The organism is Gilliamella sp. LMG 34361 (assembly GCF_984569075.1).
Window position 1 is genome coordinate 937,966 of the sequence record NZ_OZ474903.1, and the last position, 20,768, is coordinate 958,733.

The 20,768-nt window shown below is 34.4% G+C and carries 18 protein-coding genes; 7 read left to right on the forward strand and 11 right to left on the reverse strand.

Annotated elements, in window-relative coordinates; all coding sequences use genetic code 11:
- Positions 1-50 precede the first annotated feature (50 nt).
- Positions 51-644, forward strand: a complete 594-nt coding sequence (gene lolA, locus AC5LXI_RS04385; RefSeq protein WP_493443680.1) for an outer membrane lipoprotein periplasmic chaperone LolA — start codon at positions 51-53, stop codon at positions 642-644.
- A gap of 54 nt (positions 645-698) precedes the next feature.
- On the opposite strand, the gene AC5LXI_RS04390 is transcribed toward lolA, so the two are convergent.
- The 9 genes from AC5LXI_RS04390 to exuR form a co-directional block, all read right to left on the reverse strand.
- Positions 699-1,655 (reverse strand): hypothetical protein, encoded by a 957-nt coding sequence (locus tag AC5LXI_RS04390; RefSeq protein ID WP_493443681.1) that lies wholly within the window; start codon positions 1,653-1,655, stop codon positions 699-701.
- Positions 1,656-1,768: 113 nt separating this feature from the next.
- Positions 1,769-2,212: a PTS sugar transporter subunit IIA gene (locus tag AC5LXI_RS04395; protein ID WP_493443682.1), complete on the reverse strand. Its 444-nt coding sequence runs from the start codon at positions 2,210-2,212 to the stop codon at positions 1,769-1,771.
- 16 nt (positions 2,213-2,228) lie between these two features.
- A complete protein-coding gene (locus AC5LXI_RS04400) occupies positions 2,229-2,726 on the reverse strand; it encodes a PTS sugar transporter subunit IIB (protein WP_493443683.1) in 498 nt (165 codons plus the stop codon).
- A 34-nt stretch (positions 2,727-2,760) separates the two neighbouring features.
- Complete coding sequence (locus AC5LXI_RS04405) at positions 2,761-3,621, reverse strand: PTS system mannose/fructose/sorbose family transporter subunit IID (RefSeq protein WP_493443684.1); 861 nt, start codon at positions 3,619-3,621, stop codon at positions 2,761-2,763.
- A 40-nt stretch (positions 3,622-3,661) separates the two neighbouring features.
- Positions 3,662-4,495, reverse strand: coding sequence for a PTS mannose/fructose/sorbose/N-acetylgalactosamine transporter subunit IIC (locus AC5LXI_RS04410; protein ID WP_493443685.1), 834 nt, complete (start codon positions 4,493-4,495; stop codon positions 3,662-3,664).
- Between the two features lie 100 nt (positions 4,496-4,595).
- A complete protein-coding gene (locus tag AC5LXI_RS04415) occupies positions 4,596-5,243 on the reverse strand; it encodes a bifunctional 4-hydroxy-2-oxoglutarate aldolase/2-dehydro-3-deoxy-phosphogluconate aldolase (RefSeq protein WP_493443686.1) in 648 nt (215 codons plus the stop codon).
- 88 nt (positions 5,244-5,331) lie between these two features.
- The gene (locus AC5LXI_RS04420) at positions 5,332-6,285 is read right to left on the reverse strand and encodes a phosphoglycerate dehydrogenase (protein ID WP_493443687.1); all 954 of its coding nucleotides are present in this window, start codon (positions 6,283-6,285) and stop codon (positions 5,332-5,334) included.
- 496 nt (positions 6,286-6,781) lie between these two features.
- Entirely contained in the window at positions 6,782-7,792 is a 1,011-nt protein-coding gene (locus AC5LXI_RS04425) for a substrate-binding domain-containing protein (protein ID WP_493443688.1), read from the reverse strand.
- Between the two features lie 468 nt (positions 7,793-8,260).
- Positions 8,261-9,031 (reverse strand): transcriptional regulator ExuR, encoded by a 771-nt coding sequence (gene exuR, locus AC5LXI_RS04430; RefSeq protein ID WP_493443689.1) that lies wholly within the window; start codon positions 9,029-9,031, stop codon positions 8,261-8,263.
- A 243-nt stretch (positions 9,032-9,274) separates the two neighbouring features.
- Between exuR and AC5LXI_RS04435 the strand changes: the two genes are divergently transcribed.
- The 6 genes from AC5LXI_RS04435 to AC5LXI_RS04460 all read left to right on the forward strand — a co-directional run bounded on the left by AC5LXI_RS04435 (position 9,275) and on the right by AC5LXI_RS04460 (position 18,091).
- Positions 9,275-10,540: an MFS transporter gene (locus AC5LXI_RS04435; RefSeq protein WP_493443690.1), complete on the forward strand. Its 1,266-nt coding sequence runs from the start codon at positions 9,275-9,277 to the stop codon at positions 10,538-10,540.
- A 76-nt stretch (positions 10,541-10,616) separates the two neighbouring features.
- A complete protein-coding gene (gene uxaC / locus AC5LXI_RS04440) occupies positions 10,617-12,029 on the forward strand; it encodes a glucuronate isomerase (RefSeq protein ID WP_493443691.1) in 1,413 nt (470 codons plus the stop codon).
- A gap of 47 nt (positions 12,030-12,076) precedes the next feature.
- Positions 12,077-13,540, forward strand: a complete 1,464-nt coding sequence (locus tag AC5LXI_RS04445; protein WP_493443692.1) for a tagaturonate reductase — start codon at positions 12,077-12,079, stop codon at positions 13,538-13,540.
- A 13-nt stretch (positions 13,541-13,553) separates the two neighbouring features.
- A complete protein-coding gene (locus AC5LXI_RS04450; RefSeq protein WP_493444251.1) occupies positions 13,554-15,053 on the forward strand; it encodes a UxaA family hydrolase in 1,500 nt (499 codons plus the stop codon).
- Positions 15,054-15,142: 89 nt separating this feature from the next.
- The gene (locus tag AC5LXI_RS04455) at positions 15,143-16,657 is read left to right on the forward strand and encodes an MFS transporter (RefSeq protein ID WP_493443693.1); all 1,515 of its coding nucleotides are present in this window, start codon (positions 15,143-15,145) and stop codon (positions 16,655-16,657) included.
- A 111-nt stretch (positions 16,658-16,768) separates the two neighbouring features.
- Positions 16,769-18,091, forward strand: a complete 1,323-nt coding sequence (locus AC5LXI_RS04460) for a glycoside hydrolase family 28 protein (protein ID WP_493443694.1) — start codon at positions 16,769-16,771, stop codon at positions 18,089-18,091.
- A gap of 62 nt (positions 18,092-18,153) precedes the next feature.
- Here the strand turns inward: AC5LXI_RS04460 and AC5LXI_RS04465 are convergent, their stop codons facing one another.
- Together AC5LXI_RS04465 and AC5LXI_RS04470 are read right to left on the reverse strand one after the other, a co-directional pair.
- Positions 18,154-19,671, reverse strand: a complete 1,518-nt coding sequence (locus AC5LXI_RS04465; protein WP_493443695.1) for a UxaA family hydrolase — start codon at positions 19,669-19,671, stop codon at positions 18,154-18,156.
- A 71-nt stretch (positions 19,672-19,742) separates the two neighbouring features.
- The gene (locus AC5LXI_RS04470) at positions 19,743-20,759 is read right to left on the reverse strand and encodes a zinc-binding alcohol dehydrogenase family protein (protein ID WP_493444252.1); all 1,017 of its coding nucleotides are present in this window, start codon (positions 20,757-20,759) and stop codon (positions 19,743-19,745) included.
- Positions 20,760-20,768: the final 9 nt, after the last annotated feature.

A 20,768-nucleotide genomic window follows, 5' to 3' on the forward strand; every position in this document is an offset into this window, starting at 1 on the left:
AATATGAGTGTTTAATTTATTGCATTAAACAAAACGCATAAGGATTGGTAATGAAGAAGTTTTTAATTTTAATTGGATTACTGACAAGTGTTACAGCATGGGCTGGTGATAAAGAGGTATTGCAAGAACGATTAGCTAAAATTGATGGATTTTATGCTCGTTTTTCACAAGATGTAAAAACGGTAGATAAACAACCTGTTCAACAGGGTAAAGGTGATTTATGGGTGACAAGACCTTATTACTTTAACTGGACAATGACTGAGCCGGACGAAACTTCAATCATTTCAGATGGACGTAATATGTGGGTATATACTCCTGCGGTTGAGCAAGTTAGTGTAATGAGCCTGAAAAAAGCAGTAGATAATCGTTTAATGCTTTTGATTACTGATAGTCATAACCCTATTTGGAATGCATATACTGTTACCCGAAAACAAGATTCCTTTACGTTGAAACCAACGGATGGTTCTAACCAAGATTTTGTTATCTCTGTTTTACCAACAGGGATGATTTCAAATTTTACAATTATTGAAGAAGACGGCCAGCGTAGTTTTTATGATTTATCTCGTCAAACTCTTGGTAAAGTAGCGCTTGATAAATTTAAGTTTACTCCACCGGTAGGGGTTACTGTTGATGATCAGCGTTGATTGTATATAAAAATGATTTTGGAGATGTACAGTTAGTTACATCTCCAATTTAATTCAGTTTTTTGTGTTTTTGCTTTTTTGAGGCGTTATTAATAAAGTTAATAATGAGTGTAATGAAGTTGAATGTTTTTCGATAATAATATCAGATAAATTATTGTCATTATGTGAATGAGCATTTTTTATCTGAACTTTATTATATTCATTTAACTCACCAGCTGTAATCATTAAGTATTTTTTTAATGTTGTTTCCAGTTTACCTTCTTTAAAATTAATCTGCTTAGCATTAAAATCAAAAGATTTAGGTTTAAAAAATAACAAAGATTCACTATTGCCTAAGCTATCAAGAAAAATGAACTGCTTACTTTCTAGCTTGTCAGAATAATTTTCAATCATTCTAATACCGTATTGATTTGAGCAACCTCCATCAAATAATACAAAAGCAACTTTCTTTTTTTGGTATTTATCCATTTTATTAATGGTATTTAACATAACTAAAATACTTGAAGTATTACAAACAAAATTCTTTTTATTAGAAATACCTTTTTTAAATTTCAAAATAATATAGAAGGCAGATAGGGTAACGATAGCAGCTAATACACCAGGTATACTATAAATTCCTGATACTTCAATATTGGGAAGAAAAATAAATAGGTTTAATGTAATAGCTATTGCTAATAGTATAAAAATTGGGATAATGCCCAAAAAGTAACGTAATTTATTAAAATGTTGTTCAAATGCAAAAATTTTTGTTAAATTAAAGTAATTGACTCCTGTATCATAATAAGTACAAACAATAACCTCCGCATTATCTAAATCTCCAATATAAGCATTGTAATAATTTTCATACTTTTTTTTAGCTAATTGCAATTTAGCTATTTTTGCATCAACATAATAATCTAATTGGATCAACTCTTTAGAAATAACCCTGAGAAAACTTATTTTTTCTCTATAAGAAAATCGTTTACCAAATAAAACACAGTATCGAAATATTAAATCTTTTAAGCTATCCATATTTACTTATTACCATTCAATTACAAAAACTAATAAAATATTAAAATGACTGATAGCATTTTGACTACTATCAGTCAGTATTAGTAACAACCGATGTTAAATTATTTTACTTATTAATAATCGTCACAATTTACATCCTTTTTTGACGATTTATGTTCTGAAATAACATCCTTGATATCTTGTTGTCCAGCTTCAATCATCTCTAGGGTTAAATCTGTTACTGTTGAGAAATCACGATTACAAATTGCTGTAATCGTCATAGGTAAATTCATACCCGAGATCACCCGTGTATCTATACCTTCTTTTTCCCATTCCGGAATGCATGCCATTGAAGCATTGTATGGAGATGCCCCATACAAATCGACTAAAATAATTACGCCTTTACCAGAATTTAATAACTTCGATTTTTTTAGAATATTAGCTTTCAACTCTTCAGTGTCTTGTCCGGGAATTAATTCCAATGTTTCAAATTGTTCAACATCGCCAACAATCATTTTTACACTGTCTTTAATACCCTCAGCCATTTTTCCATGACTTACTAATAAAATTCCAATCATGTTAACTTCCTAGTATTTATGAAAATAATTTAATGGCTTCGGCTAGAGTCACTTTTTTTAGTGAAGGCGTTGCCTGGAAGAAAATATTCATATTAGGATAACTATTCTGTAAGTCCACTAATAGATCTAATTGAGACTTAGTTATTGCAACTTGACTAATCACAGGTGTTGTTCCAGGAGACTGTGGTATTCCTCCAAGATTCAGATTTTCAACTGGCACACCACCTTTAATAATTTTATGCATAATTTCGATACTTTTAGTAATTAGCATCACGTTGAAATCATCATATTTTCTGTCATTCCAATATCTCACAGCACCATCTTCTTTTAGTACTCTGATTTTGTAACCAGTACGTGATGCAGCACCCAAAATGATATTTTTTGTAAACTCATCGTGTGCAGATACATCATCAGCAACAAAGAGAGCATTTGCTCCAACCGATTTTGATACATTTGTTGCAACCTGTCCATGAATTAGACGACTATCGACACGAGCTAAAACAACTTTACCCATAATTTAATTTCTTCCTTTTTTATAATAGTTTAAATTACAAAATTCCTACTGCTGCTAACACACCTAAAATTATTGTCAGACCAATTAATGCATTAGTAACTTTTAAACCTTTTTTAGCGAAGTAGAAATATAATCCACTAACAACAACTAACGGTAAAACTCCTGGTAGAATCTTATCTAACGTTTCTTGGATAACGAAATTTTTACCTGAGAGTTCAAAAGATAAGCTTGATGTTACTTTGATATAATTAGCGGCCAAAATACCCATCATGAATAATCCAAGAATAGATAGCCCCTCAATAAGCATTTGCATGCTATTACCAACTACTTCAGTTGCTGCATTTCTGCCAAGCTTAAAGCCTAATTGACTGAAATAATAACCAATCAATATTTGATACAATGAAAATGCAATGAATGGGAATAAAGCACCTATTGCCATACCCTCTTGCGCCCATGGTAATGCGATTGCAATAAAAATATATTGCATAGTTCCAGAGTCTATTGAGTCACCGATTCCTGCTAATGCTCCCATCAGACCAGCTTTAGTGTTATATAACAAATTATCATCGATACTAAGTGGTTTGCCTTCATAAGTATCATTAGCGCGCACTGATTCAAGCGAAGCCATGATACCAGTAATAGTACCTCCCCCCCATGCTAACTGTGTGTTAAAAAATAATAAATGTCTTTGATAAGCAGCAACTAAGTCGTTTTTATCTTTATAAAGCTTTTTCAGAATGGGAATTAATGCCCATAAAAGTGAAGCCGCAATATATCGATCAAATGCATGTGGAATTTCATTAGCATAATAAAATCTTAACCATGCAATCACGACATCTTTTTTTGTGATTTCTTCTGGTTTTAAATCTATACTTTTTTGTTGAATTTCTGTCATTGTATATACCTTCTAAATTTTGCTTATTAAGCTAATACTATTAATAATCATCTTCGTCTTGGCTAGCACCTGATCCTACGCCACCTGAACCAAAACTATCTTTAATGGAATTAAATGTTTCAGATTTTGCTAGAACAAAGATGAAAGCAATAATTGCACCAAGAATTGCATAAGTAACCATCGTAATATTTAATGGTTTAGCAATAACAGCAACAAAATATGCTAATAAAAAGAAAATAATATAACTGCGTTTACCGATAACATATACTGTTACAGCTATACCCACAGCTGCCAAACCGCCGCCTATAACATTAAGAATATGGAATATAAAACTACTTGAATTAGTTTTGATTAGATCAGCTATGAACGGTGCGCCATAATATAAAGCAGTAAACATAAATGGTATAAAGATAATGAAAGCGATGATGATCGGAATACCAATAATAGAGAAAGTTAATCCAGAACTACTACCTTTAGCTGCATATTTATCTGTAAATTTTTGCATAGCAAATGTATTAGCAAAAAACCTTAATTGATATAAATATGAGCCTAATAGACCTACAGGTACAGCAACACCAACAGCCGTTTCTGGTGACATATTACCAAGTAATGTGACAGGTACGGCTATTGCAGTTGCAATTGCTGGTTCTGATGGCATTTGCCCGCCAGGTGAAAAAACACCCATATAAATTAGCTGAATAGCAGCAGTGGCAATCATTGCATTATGAACATCATTAAATACTATACCCACTACTAAACCAGTCATCATTGGAGAAAATCTAAGAGTTGTAGTAGCACCGCCAAGAAAAGCTCTTGACATAACTAGTGCTATCCATATAGCGACTAGTAATGCTTGAAGAAAAGTTACATGCATATGTTTATTCCATTTTTTAAATATTTATTCTGATAAGTTGATTTAAAAGTACTTAACAGAAATAGATAACTAAAATTTATTAATGTTCTTATTAATCCTATTATGCTAAATCTTGGGCACCTTCGACCGCTTCTCTAGCCAATTTAGTTATTCCTGAGAAATTTCCATCTCTAATGAAATCTGTTGGAACAAACCAAGAACCGCCTACACAGATTACGTTTTTAAGTGTAAGATAATCACGGTAGTTTTTTATGTTAATTCCACCAGTTGGGCAAAATTTTGCATCTGGAATTGGACCAGAAAATGCTTTAAGAGCTGCAGTTCCGCCATTTATTTCAGCCGGGAAAAATTTAAATGCCGTTAATCCCGCTTCTTTAGCTGTCATCAATTCGCCAATTGTGGCTATACCCGGAATTACCGGTACCGGACCTTCAATAGCAGCTTTTAGAATAGCCGACGTTAATCCTGGTGTGATAATAAACTCAACCCCCGCTTTTGTGACTTCGTTAAGTTGTTCAACCGAGGTGACCGTTCCTGCGCCTACTACAGCTTCAGGAACTTCTGCAATAATCTTTTTAATTGCCTCAAGCCCACATGCAGTACGTAAAGTCACTTCTAACACTTTTACCCCTCCAGCAATAAGTGCTTTTGCTAATGGCACGGCATCATTAAGATCTTCAATTACAATTACCGGAACTACTGGCCCTAAAGATAAAACTTCTTCTGCTGATTTTTTCCAATTTTTCATGTTATTAACCTCTAATAATGAATGAAATTTTATTTGTCTTATACCAAAATCATCAATATTGAATATATTGACTTTTCATGGCTAATTTTTACTGATTTATTGAATATAATGGCTTATTGCCGTTAAGTACTCTGACAACGTCTTGCGCTGCCATAACTAATGTTTTTACAATGGCATCTTGGGTAAATGCCCCTGTATGCGGTGTTAAAATGACATTTTTATGATTAAAAAATCGAGAATCGGTGAAAGGTTCTTCGGTGAAGGTGTCTAGGCCAACACCACCGACATAACCACTGGTTAAAGCATCATAGAGATCATCATTATTAATTAAATCACCACGCGCGGTATTAATGATGTAAACACCTTTTTTCATTTTGCTGATGTTTTCTTGGTTGATCATTCCTCGAGTTTGTTCGGTTGCCGGAAGATGCAGGGAGATAAAATCTGCTAATTCGAATAACGGTGTCATAGAGTCATAATATGTCACACTATATTTTTCTTGAAGTTCTACATTCGGATAGAGATCATATGCAATAACCTTCATACCAAATGCCGAACAACGGATAGCAAGGTTTCGACCAATAGAGCCGGTTCCGAAAATGGCGATAGTTTTACCACTTAATTCAACACCATCTTCTCTTTTCCATGAACCAGAACAAACACTTGTGTCCATCACATGGATTTTACGTGCCAATCCGGTAATAAAGGAAAAGGCTAGTTCACAAACTGATAGACTGTTTGTACCTGGCGTGACGGTAACGACGATGTTATTTTTTTTAGCTGCAATTAAATCTACACGATCATAACCGACCCCATTTCGGGCAATGATTTTTAAATTTGCTGAGGCATTAATCACATCAGAAGTTATAAAATCTAAACCAGCTATAAGGGCATCAATATCTTTTACTAAAGGTATTAATTCTTCAGCTTTCAATGGTTTATCTGGAGTAACAATGCGGATCTCGTGTCCGGCATCCTCTAAAACTTTTTTTGCCGCATCGCATGTTGCAAATGCTCTAGCTGTGGTTAAAACTACTGCCATTGGTAGTGCTCCTATTCATCTCTATATCGAGTCAATTTAATTTTGGTTTTAAAAAAATAACTGCTGGAAATTCCTTGAAATTTCCAATGAAACCGGTTTCTTTTGCAAAGAAACCGGTTTCATTAGTTATTTATATTTTTTAAGTATATTAAATTGGAAAGGTAAAATCTGTTGGCGAGATCACATTTTTAAAAAAATTATAAAAATAGATCAAATTTAAATAACTTTTATATTAAGGCCTAGTTAACGCAATTATTAGCCTAATTTTTTAAGAAGATCTGTTTTATTGAATCTATTTTTAGTGATTACTTTTATTGTGATCTATTTTCTGATATGCACAAATAATTGTTTTTTGGCGTTTTATAATATTTAGTGCTATTGGTTCATGAAAACCTATTTTGATGATGTTTATAGGGTCATGTTGGTTAATTTTTGCAATATACCTATTATATCTATCTAGATATTTCTAATCAAAATAGTTGATAATTATCAGTGATTAACCCTGATAGTTAGTTATGCTCTCTCCTTCAATATATTGGACAGGAAGTTCAACTACATTAGACGATATAAGTTTTCCATTTAACCGTTTGAGTAATATTTCTGCGGCAATTTTTCCCATTTCGAACTTCGGTGTTAAAACCGATGATAGTTTGGGATTTACCGATTGCCCGATATCATATCCATGAAAACCGGCTATGGCGATTTGTTGAGGAATAGCAATATTACGTCGTTGGCAGGCAAAAAGTACCCCTAAAGCAAGACTATCATTGCTGCAAAATATGCCATCAACTTGCGGGTATTCATTCAATACTTGATTGAGTAATTGTTCGCCAAGTACATAAGAAGTGACTTCATTTGATAAGATAGTAAAGGTCTCTAAGTTATGTTCAGCCATTGCCGCTTGGTAACCCTCTTTACGTAAAGCACCTCTTTCATTTAATTGACTACTTAAATAGACAATATTTTTTTTATTGGCTTTTATCATACGTTCAACCATATTTTTTGAGGCTTCAAAATTATCATAGCCAACCGCCATATCAATACAAGGAGTAATACAGTCCATTATTTCAACCACGGGGATGTTGGCTAATTGGATCATTTTCAGAGATGTGGGGGAATGATTTCGTTCTGTGAGAATTAAACCATCAATATTATAAGACAGTAGTGAACGTAGCCTCATCTCCTCTTTATCTTTGCGACGTCCAGTATGGGCTATCATGACTTGATAATTATTTTGGTCAGTAATTGTTTCGATACCTTGTAAGACTTCAGTGAAGATTTGATTGGTTACTGACGGCAAAATGACACCTATTGCGTGACTTTTTGCATGGGATAACATATTGGGGACTTTATTGGGTAAATATCCTAGTGTTTCAATAACTGTCGAAATTCGTTTTTGTAATGAGGGTGATACAAGATCAGGCGTATTTAAATAACGACTTACTGTAGCTTTGCTTACTCCAACTTGTTTAGCTATATCTAATAATCCGGTTCTTCGTTTTATCATTATTATACTCATTATTGTGCAATATAAAGGCTATCATCTCACATAAGTGAATTTTTTATATGTTAATGTGCATAGTTTATCATCATTTCATTTCTTATCTATTGTTATTAATATTTGTTTAATAATCATTAAGTTAATTTTAATCCTTATATTTCGAATTATTATTTGGTGATTTTGTTTTAATGATGTTAAAGAATTTTTTCAAATAAATTAATATAAAAACTGTGGTGATATTTTAGCTTGTTTAGTGAAAAAAATTAACTATTAGTATCTACAAGTCTAAAGAAAATAACTGAAGATTAATAGGAAAAATTGTTGAATTATCGATACCTAAAAATGCAATTTTTTAAAACATAAATTACCATTCATTTCAATGTATAATTCATCGAGTTTATCTATAAAAGCGATTTTAAGTTTAAGGTTGAATTATTATTACTGAAATGTAACTCTATTTAAGAGTTACTTAATTTAATTTTCATTAATACTAATAACTGGATTGTCAGAAAATAGATAATGATCGCGTTTGGTTTCAAAATCTTCACTTGCGGAATCAAATAACATTTTTTTGGTATTTTCCAAATGTTGCCACATGGCTAATTTAGCCGCTTTAGGATCACGATTAATGAGCGCCTCTAATATTTTATCATGTTCATTCCACCAACTTTCAATGTCTTGTTGTTGTACGTGTTCATGCAGTTTTTTCCATAAAGGGTTCAATGTTCGTTGTTGCCAAGCTTCTTGAACAATGGTAATTAATGCGGTATTGCGGGTAATCATGGCAATTTGCGTATGGAATTTTAGATCCCAATCTGAATCTCGATAATGATCTTCTTTTTTAGCATTATGCTGAATTTCTAATAATTTGACGATATCATCTTTGGTGATTTGCGTTGCCGCAAATTCGGCAATATTACTTTCAATAAGTTGGCGCGCCTGTAATAATTCAAATGGTCCTGTAGTTGAGAAATTTAAGCCTTGTGAAGTTGTCAGAATATTGGTCTGTAAACTATTGGCGATAACATGAATCCCCGAGCCTTTTCTTGCGTCAACATAACCTTCAACTTCAAGCATAATAATTGCTTCTCTAACAACTGAACGGCTTACTTTTAGCTCTTCACAAATCAATCTTTCAGATGGTAGTTTACTTCCAACCGGATAAATTCCGTCAATAATTCGGTTTTTAAGTTCTGTGGCGATAACTTGGTAAAGTCTTTGATATTCGTTCTGTTGTTCGGTCATGATGAATTTTGTATAAGTCCTTTAGATTTTCCAGACTTTTAAAATAACATCTAATTGCTTCAAATTAAATAATATTCCTGCATTTTTTTATTAAAGATTTTTGTTAGCCAACTTTTTCGTCTAAAAAATATCCCTTTAATTATTATGGGTATAGTTTATTTTTGTGATGTATGTCAACTTTTTTAGTTGTCAGGCATGTTATTATACGCCAAAATATCTATATATATTTAGGAGCAATTAAAGATGTACAAAACGATAAAGAACCTGCGGTGGTATATGATAGCGTTAGTCACCGTAGGAACAATACTTGGTTACCTTACTCGAAATTCAATTGCGGTAGCCGCCCCCGTTTTAAATGAAGTGATGGGGTTAACAACACAACAATATTCATATGTGGTAGCTGCGTACTCAGCTTGTTATACCATTATGCAACCAATTGCCGGATATATTTTGGACTTGTTAGGCACAAGGATGGGATATGCAGTGTTTGCTATTCTATGGTCAGTATTTTGTGTAAGTACTGCGTTTTCGGGTAGTTGGATCGGACTGGCTTTTGCTCGAGGTGCGGTGGGTGCAACTGAAGCGGCAATGATTCCAGCAGGACTCAAAGCAACCAGTGAATGGTTTCCTGCTAAAGAAAGATCGATTGCGGTAGGTTGGTTTAATTTAGGTTCGTCTGTGGGGGCAATGATTGCACCGCCATTAGTTGCTTGGGCAATATGGTTCCATAGCTGGCAATGGGCATTTATTTTATGTGGTTTATTAAGTTTTATTTGGGGAATTTTTTGGTTAATCCTTTATCGCCATCCAACAAAACAGAAACGCCTTTCTGAAGAAGAGAGAAAATATATCTTATCTGGTCAAGAAGCGAGTCATCAAACATCAAATAATGAAAAATTACCAACGAGTAAAATTTTAACTAGTCGACGTTTTTGGGGTATCGCTTTACCAAGATTTTTAGCCGAGCCTGCTTGGGGAACTTTTAATGCTTGGATTCCATTATTTATGTCCACCGCTTATGGCTTTGATTTAAAACAAATCGCTATTTTTGCTTGGATGCCGATGCTTTTTGCTGATGTTGGCTGTGTCCTAGGTGGTTATATGTCACCATTCTTCCAAAAACATTTTAAAGTAAGCTTAATCAATTCAAGAAAAATGGTAGTGACAGTCGGTGGCATTCTTATGATTGCCCCTGGTCTGATAGGTTTATTCTCAAGCCCTTATGTTGCTATCTTTTTATTCTGTATTGGTGGTTTTGCTCATCAAGCATTATCCGGCGCATTAATTACATTATCTTCTGATGTATTTGGCCGTAATGAAGTTGCAACCGCAAATGGTTTCACTGGTATGGCGGCATGGTTAGCAAGTACTATTTTTGCCCTTATTGTTGGTGCACTTGCAGATACTGTTGGATTTAGTCCGCTATTTGTGATTTTATCTTGTTTAGATCTATTAGCTGCGTTAGCGGTTTGGACAATCTTAAAAGAACCCGCAGCAGATCAAAAATAATTAATAAATTAATTAGATTACAGAAATATATATTTCTGTAATCTTTAATAGTTAACTACTATTTATGGAGAATAAAATGAGTTTTTTAACTGAAAACTTTTTACTAGATACTGAATTTTCTCGTCAGCTTTATCATGATTTTGCTGCTGATCAACCTATTTTTGATTATCACTGTCACTTACCACCAGAACAGATTGCTAAAGATTATCAATTTAAAAATCTGTATGACATCTGGTTAAAGGGTGATCATTATAAATGGCGTGCAATGCGTACTAATGGTGTTGCTGAAAAATTCTGTACTGGTACTGATGTGAGTGATTTAGACAAATTCAAGGCTTGGGCGGAAACAGTTCCTCATACCATTGGTAATCCTTTATATCATTGGACTCATTTAGAACTGCGTCGTCCTTTTGGAATTGATAATGTTTTATTATCGCCAGCTACAGCAGAGCAAATTTGGAATAGTTGTAATGAGATGCTTGCCACTCCAGAATTTTCAGCTCGTAGCATTATGAAAAAAATGAATGTTAAAATGGCCGGTACCACAGATGATCCTATTGATGATTTAGCTCATCATAAAACTATTGCCGAAGATAGCTCATTTGAGGTTAAAGTTTTACCAAGCTGGCGTCCAGATAAAGCATTTAATATCGATTCAGAATTTTTTGCCCAATATATGGAAAAACTTTCTGCAGTAGCTGATGTGGAAATTTCTAACTTCCAAGCGCTTTGTCAGGCATTATCCAAACGTATGGACCATTTTGCATCTCATGGCTGTAAGATTTCTGACCATGCATTAGATACCGTTGTTTATGAAGAAGCCTCTGAAAAAGAGTTGGATACCATTTTAACTAAACGTTTATCTGGTGAGGTTTTAACTGCTAAAGAAGTTGCTCAATTTAAAACGGCAGTACTTATTTTCTTAGGTGTTGAATACCACAAACGTCAATGGGTTCAACAATATCATATCGGCGCATTGCGTAATAATAATTCAAGAATGTTTAATTTAATGGGGCCAGATGTAGGGTTTGATTCTATTAATGATTCACCAATTGCACAGCCACTTTCTCGATTATTAGATGCGCAAGCAAAACAAGATGCGCTACCTAAAACAATTTTATATTGTTTAAATCCTTCTGATAATGAAATTCTAGGCACTATGATTGGTAACTTCCAAGGTGCTGGTATTCAAGGAAAAATGCAATTTGGTTCTGGTTGGTGGTTTAACGATCAAAAAGACGGCATGATTCGTCAAATGACACAGCTTGCCCAACTTGGTTTATTAAGTCGTTTTGTTGGTATGTTAACTGATAGCCGTAGCTTCTTATCTTATACTCGTCATGAATATTTTAGACGTATTTTATGTCGCATGATTGGACGTTGGGTTGAAGATGGTGAAGCTCCTCGTGATATCCAATTATTAGGACAAATGGTTAAAAATATTAGTTTTGATAATGCTAAAAACTATTTTGGTATTGAATTGAGTTAAGAGTATTAAGTCGTAGTAATTAGAGTAATTAAATAAGAGTTAGAGTAATGAAAACATTAAATAGAAATGATTTTCCGGGAGCAAAATATACGACGCGTGTTGTTCAGTTTGGCGAAGGTAATTTTTTACGGGCATTTTTAGATTGGCAATTAGATATTCTTAATGAGAAGACTGATCTTGATGCCGGCGTGGTTGTGGTGCGTCCATTAAATACCGATTTTCCGCCATCATTGAGTATCCAAGATGGTTTATATACCACATTAGTTCGTGGGTTAAATGAACAAAATGAAGCCATAAAAGAGTTTAGGCTGATTCGTTCAGTGAATAATGAAATCAATGTGTATACTCAATATGATGAGTATCTTGAGTTAGCAAAAGATCCAAATATTCAATTTATATTTTCAAATACTACCGAAGCGGGTATTAGTTATGTTGAAAGTGACAAATTAACCGATAAACCTGCAACTAGCTATCCAGCTAAATTAACCGCTTTTTTATATGAAAGATTTGTTCACTTTGCGGGTAGTAAAGAAAGCGGTTTGATTATTATTCCTTGTGAATTAATTGATTATAACGGTGATGCACTTAAAAAATTAGTACTGAAATATGCAAACCAATGGAACTTGTCAGACAAATTTATACACTGGCTTGAAAATGATAATTTATTCTGTTCAACCTTAGTTGATAGAATTGTTCCTGGTTATCCAAAAGCGCAAATTGCAGAACTTGAAGCTGAATTGGGTTATAAAGATAATTTTATTGATTCAGCAGAGTATTTTTATCTGTTCGTTATTCAAGGGCCTCAATGGTTGGCAGACAAGTTATGCCTTGATAAATGCGATATAAATATCAAAATTGTTGACGATATTAAACCATATAAAGAGCGTAAAGTGGCTATTTTAAATGGTGCACATACCGCTTTAGTCCCTGTTGCTTATTTATCAGGTATTGATACTGTTGGTGAATCAATGAATGATCCACAGATCTTATCTTATATTAAAGAAACTATATTTGAGGAAATTATTCCTGTTTTAGATTTGCCTCATCAAGAATTAGTTGATTTTGCTCAGTCAGTTATTAGTCGTTTTAAAAATCCATTTATTGAACATCAACTGATGTCGATTGCCTTAAATAGTATGACGAAGTTTAAAACCCGTATTCTTCCTCAATTAATCAATTATCAAAAAGCGAAAGGAGTATTACCTAAACATTTAGTGTTCTCTTTTGCTGCATTAATTGCGTTTTATCGAGGTATGTGTAATGGGCAAAACTATCCATTACAAGATGATGCAATTTGGTTAGAGCGTTTTGATAATAGCTGGACAGCCATTGCTGAAGGCAAAAGTTCATTAGAGGATTTAATCAAAGTAGTATTAGGTGATACAACTCATTGGGAGCACGATCTATTAAGTATTCCTCAATTAGCGCAAACGTTAACACACTATTTAACAGTTATAACGGAAGAGGGGATGCGTCAAGCAATTGAAAAATGTGTTGCTGGTAGCGAATAACATGAGTGATTTAATGGTTAAATATATAAAAATCAATAATAAAGATAATGTCGGCGTGGCATTATCTGATTTAGAAGCACATGAAAAAAATATTGTCGTTGATGGCCAGGTTATTGACCTACAAGAGCCGATTAAACAAGGGCATAAGTTTGCACTTATCGATATTGAGCAAAACGAGAATATTATTAAATATGGTTTACCAATAGGCCATGCTACCCGCTTAATTAAAGCGGGTGAGCATATTCATTCGCATAATTTGAAAACCAATTTAAGTGATATTAATGATTACCAATATCAACCTACTTTATCAAAAAATGAGTTGTTGCATGAGATAGCTGATAAAGAAGTACAGATTTATCGACGTAACAATGGTGAAGTTGGTATTCGTAATGAACTCTGGATTATTCCTACTGTCACTTGTATTAATGGTATCGCCGAACAAATTGTTAAACAATTTTGTGATGAGTTAAATAATCAATTAGATATCGACGGTATTACGGTACTTGAGCATCCTTATGGTTGTTCTCAATTAGGACAAGATCATCAAAATACTAAAACTATTTTACAAAATTTAGTTAAACATCCTAATGCTGGTGCCGTCTTAGTGATAGGACTTGGTTGTGAAAATAATCAGGTTTCAGAATTTAAGGCAGATTTAGGGGAGTATGATGAATCTCGAGTTAGATTTTTAATCGCTCAACAAGAGAACGATGAAGTTGAATCAGCGCTAGTTCATTTAAGAGAACTTTATGCCATTATGCAACAAGATAAACGTGAAGCAGGACGTTTAAGTGAATTGAAATTTGGTTTAGAGTGTGGTGGTTCAGATGGTTTTTCCGGTATCACTGCCAATCCAATGCTTGGTCTGTTTTCTGATTATGTTATTGCTCATGGTGGCACAAGTGTGCTTACTGAAGTACCAGAAATGTTTGGTGCTGAAAATATTTTAATGTCACATTGTATTGATGAGTCCACTTTTGACAAAACAGTACATATGATTAATGATTTTAAACAATATTTTATTGCAAATAATCAACCTATCTATGAAAACCCTTCTCCTGGTAATAAGGCTGGTGGCATTACAACGTTAGAGGAAAAATCTCTCGGTTGTACCCAAAAAGCCGGCGGTAGTGAAGTTATTGATGTACTCAAATACGGTGAAATGTTAACTAAACATGGACTGAACTTACTAAGTGCACCGGGTAATGATGCAGTAGCTACTGGTGCGTTATCAGCCGCTGGTTGCCATATGGTACTTTTCACTACAGGCAGAGGTACGCCTTATGGCGGAATTGTGCCAACCGTCAAAATTGCAACCAATACTCAATTGGCAGGTAAGAAAACCAATTGGATCGATTTTAATGCCGGTAAACTTATACAGGGCGTATCAATGCAATCTTTGCTGTTAGAGTTTATTGAGTATATCGTTCTGGTTGCCAATGGAAAACAAACACGTAACGAAATCAACAATTTTAGGAATTTAGCCATTTTGAAAAGTGGTGTAACCCTCTAGGCAAAAATTCAAAATAAATATCTATGTCATTAAGTTCTTCGAGACTTAGTGCGAGGGATCGTTTTTTATAAATATTATAGGTATCTTTTATGGGCAAAAAAAAAGAGAATAAAATTACATGGTTAGTAAGATTCTCATACGGTAGTGGTAATTTAATTGGTAGTGGCGCATTAGCCATTAGTGGAGCTTGGTTACTCTATTTTTATACCACTTTTTGTGGTTTAAGCGTGGTGCAAGCTGCATTAATTTTTTCGATCGCCACTTATTTGGATGTCATACTTAATCCATTGATGGGATTTATTACTGACAATTTCTATCAAACTAAAATCGGACAACGTTTTGGCAGACGGCGATTTTTTATTTTGATTGGTATACCGTTGATGATTATCTATCCTATGCTATGGATTGATGGTATGGGATTTTGGTACTACTTAATCACGTATATTTTATTTGAGATTATTTATACCAGTATTATGATTCCATTTAATACCTTACCGGTAGAAATGACCGCTAACTTCTCTGAACGTACTTATTTGACTGGTTCAAAAGCGATGTTTGGTAAAGTAGCTAATTTCTTAGGTGCCGCAATACCGGGGGTATTTTTCTATTTCTACAGTAAAGAATCCGCAACACCATTTTTATTAACTGGTATCACTTATGCAACGATCATGATGCTAGCGTTAATTTTACTCTATTGCAATAGTTGGGAAAAACCTAAAGAAGAAGTAAAAGATGAATCTGTTCATAGCTTTTTTGAAGCAATCAAGAAGCTTTTCATCGACATATTATCGACTTTCCGTATCAAAACATTTAGAACCCATTTAGGCATGTATCTATTTGGGTTTGGAGCTGAATGGTTGTTTACCGCGGTATTTACCTATTTCATCGTATTTAGTTTAGGTGAACCTCGCTCATTTGTGGCTTCAATGAATTCATTAAGTAGTATTTGTCAGTTAGTTTCAACTGCATTTTTTATGATGTACTGTGCTAAAAAAGGCTTTAAAAAACCATTTATTATCGCACTATTAATTGTTATTTCATCAATGATGGGGTATATCGGTATTTATTATTTGAATCTGCCTCATATTACCTGGATTGTTGTCGGTATTACTATTTGGTTTGGCTTGGGAACTGGTGGTGTTTACTATATTCCTTGGAGTGTATATGTGTTTCTTGCGGATGTAGATGAAGTGGTAACCAATCGTCGTCGTGAAGGGGTATATGCAGGTGCAATGACGATGGCCGGTAAATTAGTTCGAGCTTCAATTGTTTTTGTACTTGGTGTGATATTAAGTGCCTATGGATTTGAATCAAAATCACATATTCAACCACAAAGTGCGATTGATGCTATTAATGGTATTATTTTGTATGGGGTAGTTGGTATGGCATTAATTGGAGCTTTCTTTGCTTGGCGAATGAAGCTTGATCACGCTACTCACTCCATCATTATTAATGAAGTTGCCCGTATCCGCCAAGGTGGCAAAATGGAAGATGTTACTCCTGAAACTCGAAAAGTGGTTGAAGAACTATCAGGCATCGCTTATGACAAATGTTTTGGTAATAATAATATTGGCTTTAAGCAAAAAGAGACCACAACGAAATAAAGAATATATTTATCAGGATCAGCATGCTGATCCTGCGGTTATACACTAAAACAACAAACATTAGAGCTAAACTAAAAGATTTATGTTTGTAAAAATAGAAGGGACAAACTTATGACGACTATATCTGTAAAAGATTTTGGCGCTATTGGTGATGGAAAATCAATAAATACTCAAGCTTTTGCCAAAGCAATTGAACATATTGAACAATTAGGTGGTGGAACATTAATTGTTCCTATTGGCACCTATTTTACTGGTGCAATTAAACTTTGCAGCAACCTAACTTTAGTTATTGAACAAGGGGCTACTTTACTATTCTCTGATGATGCTAATGATTATCCGGTGGTTAATTCTCGTTGGGAAGGTGTTAAGCAAGATGTGTATATGCCGTGTATATATGGCCAAAATATCAAAAATGTGGTTATAACCGGTAATGGTAAAATTGATGGAAATGGTCAAAAATGGTGGCATATATTTCGTCATGATCGAAGCAATCTTAAATACCCACGACCTTATTTAATTGGTTTTGATTTCTGTGAGCGAGTGACTATTGAAAAAGTATTTTTGACTCAATCACCGAGTTGGACAGTTCATCCAATGGAATCGAATAATGTTGTTGTCGATAATATTTCAATTCTAAATCCTGCTGATTCACCCAATACCGATGGTGTCAACCCTGAATCTTGTCGTAATGTGAGAATTTCAAATTGTTATATTGATGTTGGCGATGATTGTATTGCCATTAAAGCCGGCACGGAAGAAACAGCAGAAAAAAGCCCATGTGAAAATATTTTGATTACTAATTGTAATATGATTCATGGGCATGGTGCCGTGGTTCTTGGTAGTGAGATGAGTGGTTGCATCCGTAATGTCACGATTACCAATTGTGTATTCCAAAAAACCGATCGAGGGGTAAGATTTAAAACTCGTCGAGGTCGAGGGGGCACGATTTCTGATATCACATTTAGTAATATTGTTATGGACGAAGTTCTATCTGCTTTTGTGATGAACTATTACTATTATTGTGGTCCGAAAGGGAATGATCCTATTGTTTGGAATAAAGAGCCGATGCCAATAAATGAAGCAACTCCAGCTTGCCATAACATCAGTTTTTCAAACATTATTGCTAAAAATGTACGTGCTTATGCTGGCTTTTTATATGGAATTCCTGAGTCACCAATTTCAAATATCTCTTTTGATAATGTCCGCGTATCAATGCAACAAAATGCGCAACCAGGTGAAGTTGATATGTTTAAAGATGTCAAACCTGAAGCGGGCAAAGGATTCTTTATTGAGAACGCCCAGAGCGTGTTATTTAATAATGTAATTATCGATAATATTGTCAGTGAACCGCTATTTGTTAAAAATAGTGAAGACGTTCATGTTAATCAATCCTTTGTTAAGCAAGATGGTAAATTAATCAGCTTGAAGGCTTAAGTATGATCGCTAAAATAACCGCGGCATAAAGTCAGCGGTTATTTTATTTTTATTTATGAGTACTATTCAGTGACGCCATTTTTGAAAATGGTTAAATCACGAAATTCATTAATTTCGTTACATGTTTGTTTGCCATTGGTTATATCGACAATTAAATTAATAAATTGATCAAGTAATTGCTCCATTTTTATTTCATTGACTAATTGACCGGCATCAAAGTCTATCCAATGTTTTTTTCTTTGTGCAAGAGCCGAATTTGTCGATATTTTAACGGTAGGAACTATTCCGCCATAAGGTGTACCGCGACCGGTTGAAAATAGTACCATATGACAACCTGAAGCCACTAAAGCACCTGTTGCCACCGCATCATTGCCCGGAGCGGATAACAAATTAAGCCCTGATTTTTCAAGCATGTCGCCATATTCTAAGACATCCATAACCTTACTCATTCCAGCTTTTTGGGTACAACCTAGTGATTTATCTTCAAGTGTTGTAATGCCACCGACTTTATTACCTGGGGACGGGTTTTCATAAATGGGTTGGTTATATGACATGAAATATCGTTTGAAATTATTAATCATGCTTACCGTTTTGTCAAAGACTGATGAGTCAATACAATGAGACATTAATATCGTTTCTGCACCAAACATTTCAGGTACTTCAGTCAGTACGCTGGTGCCGCCATGAGAAATAACATAATCTGAGAATTTTCCTAATAAAGGATTAGCTGTGATACCGGATAAACCATCGGAACCACCGCATTCAAGCCCAAATTTGAGTTCACTTAACTTACCAGTCTCGCGTTTATCTGATTTCATAGTTTGATATAGCTCATGTAAGTAACAGACCCCTTGTTGAATTTCATCTTCAACTTCTTGAGCAATCATGAATTTTACTCGGCTACTATCATATTCACCTAGACTCTCTTTAAAAGCATTTAGTTGATTATTTTCGCAACCTAAACCGATTACTAACACACCGCCAGCATTGGGATGCTTAACCATGTTTTGTAATATTTTTTTAGTTGCTTGATGGTCGGCTCCTAACTGGGAACAACCATAAGGATGAGAAAGTAAGTGAATACCATCAAAGAATGATTGATTGAGTAAAATATCTTGCTGAATTTCAGACAAAAATTGTTTGCGTATTTGATTGGCAATACCATTTACACAGCCGACAGTTGGAATAATCCATAATTCGTTCCTAATTCCGATATCATGGTTTTTTCTTCGATATATTTTAACCTCTCTATCAGGTAAGGTAGTTGAAATTATTTCATCAACTGGTTGATATTGATATTGATTAAGTTCGGCAAGATTGGTTTTTATATTAAATGTGTGAACATGTTCACCCGCTTGAATAATTTGGGTAGCATGGCCAATTGGAAACCCATATTTGATAATGTTTTCACCAATTGTTATTGGTTCAATGGCTACTTTATGTCCAAAAGGTATATTTTGTAATATGGTTACTTCGTTCTGCTGCTTCGCGTCTTGGTAGATTACTTTATCGCCCGGATACAATTCTTCTAATGCAATAATAACATTATCATTGTTATTAATTTTAATTGTTTTTTTCATTCATTCTTCCTTTAAATACGCATTTCCGTTACTTACTAATGAAGTAGTAACGGAAATGATTAAAAGAGTATTTAATTTATTTTTATCACTGATTTTAATCGATTACTTGGATCATCCCGCATTTCTTTGAAAGCATTTTCAGCATTTTCTAATTCGTAAATATCGGTAATGATTTTTTTGACGTCACATTTTCCTGAGCGGACTAAATCAATTAATTCAACAAAATCTTTTTTCAATGCGTTACGAGAGCCAAATATATCTAATTCTTTGGTTTGAATTTGAGTAAAGGCAAAGTCTAGTTTTTGTTTACTCACGCCTACTAAGCCAACTCTACCTCGATATGCGGCAGCATCGATACAATTTTGGAATGTTTGTGGTAACCCTGCACACTCAATACAGACATCAAAGCCATCGCCATTAGTGATTGATTTAACACATTCTGCAAAATCTTCCTTATCGGTTCTGATAATGCCTTTTGCCCCTAGTGATAGCGCTTTGTCTAGTCTTGATTGCATTACATCACTAACATATACCTCAGCCCCTTTTAATACAGCAGCCATGACAGCAAACAAACCGATCGGCCCAGCACCGACAACTAATACTTTATCGCCTTGTTTAACCGCGGTGCGTTGAACTGAGTGATAACTAATGCAGAAAGGTTCGATCATTGATAATGTTAAAGCATCTAAGCCTTTACCATCATAAATACGCTCAATTGGCATACTATAATATTGTCGGAAAATACCATCACGTTGAGCGCCGAGTGTCTGATTACTGGTGCAACAGTTAACAAATCCACGTCGGCATGAATAGCATTTACCACAATTGAAGTAAGGATTTGCGGTAACAATCATACCTGGTTTTATGCCATAATCGTTATCGGCAACTTCAACGACTTCGGCTGAAAATTCATGTCCCGGGATACGAGGATAACTAGCATAAAGGAAGGTTCCTTTATAGGTCCCCATATCGGAACCACAAATTCCGCCATAAAGTACTTTTAGAATCGCTTCTCCTGGTTGTAATAGCGGTTTATCCATTTCCTTTACTTCAACTTTACCGGGTTCAGGAATTACAATATATTTCATTTTAGTCAT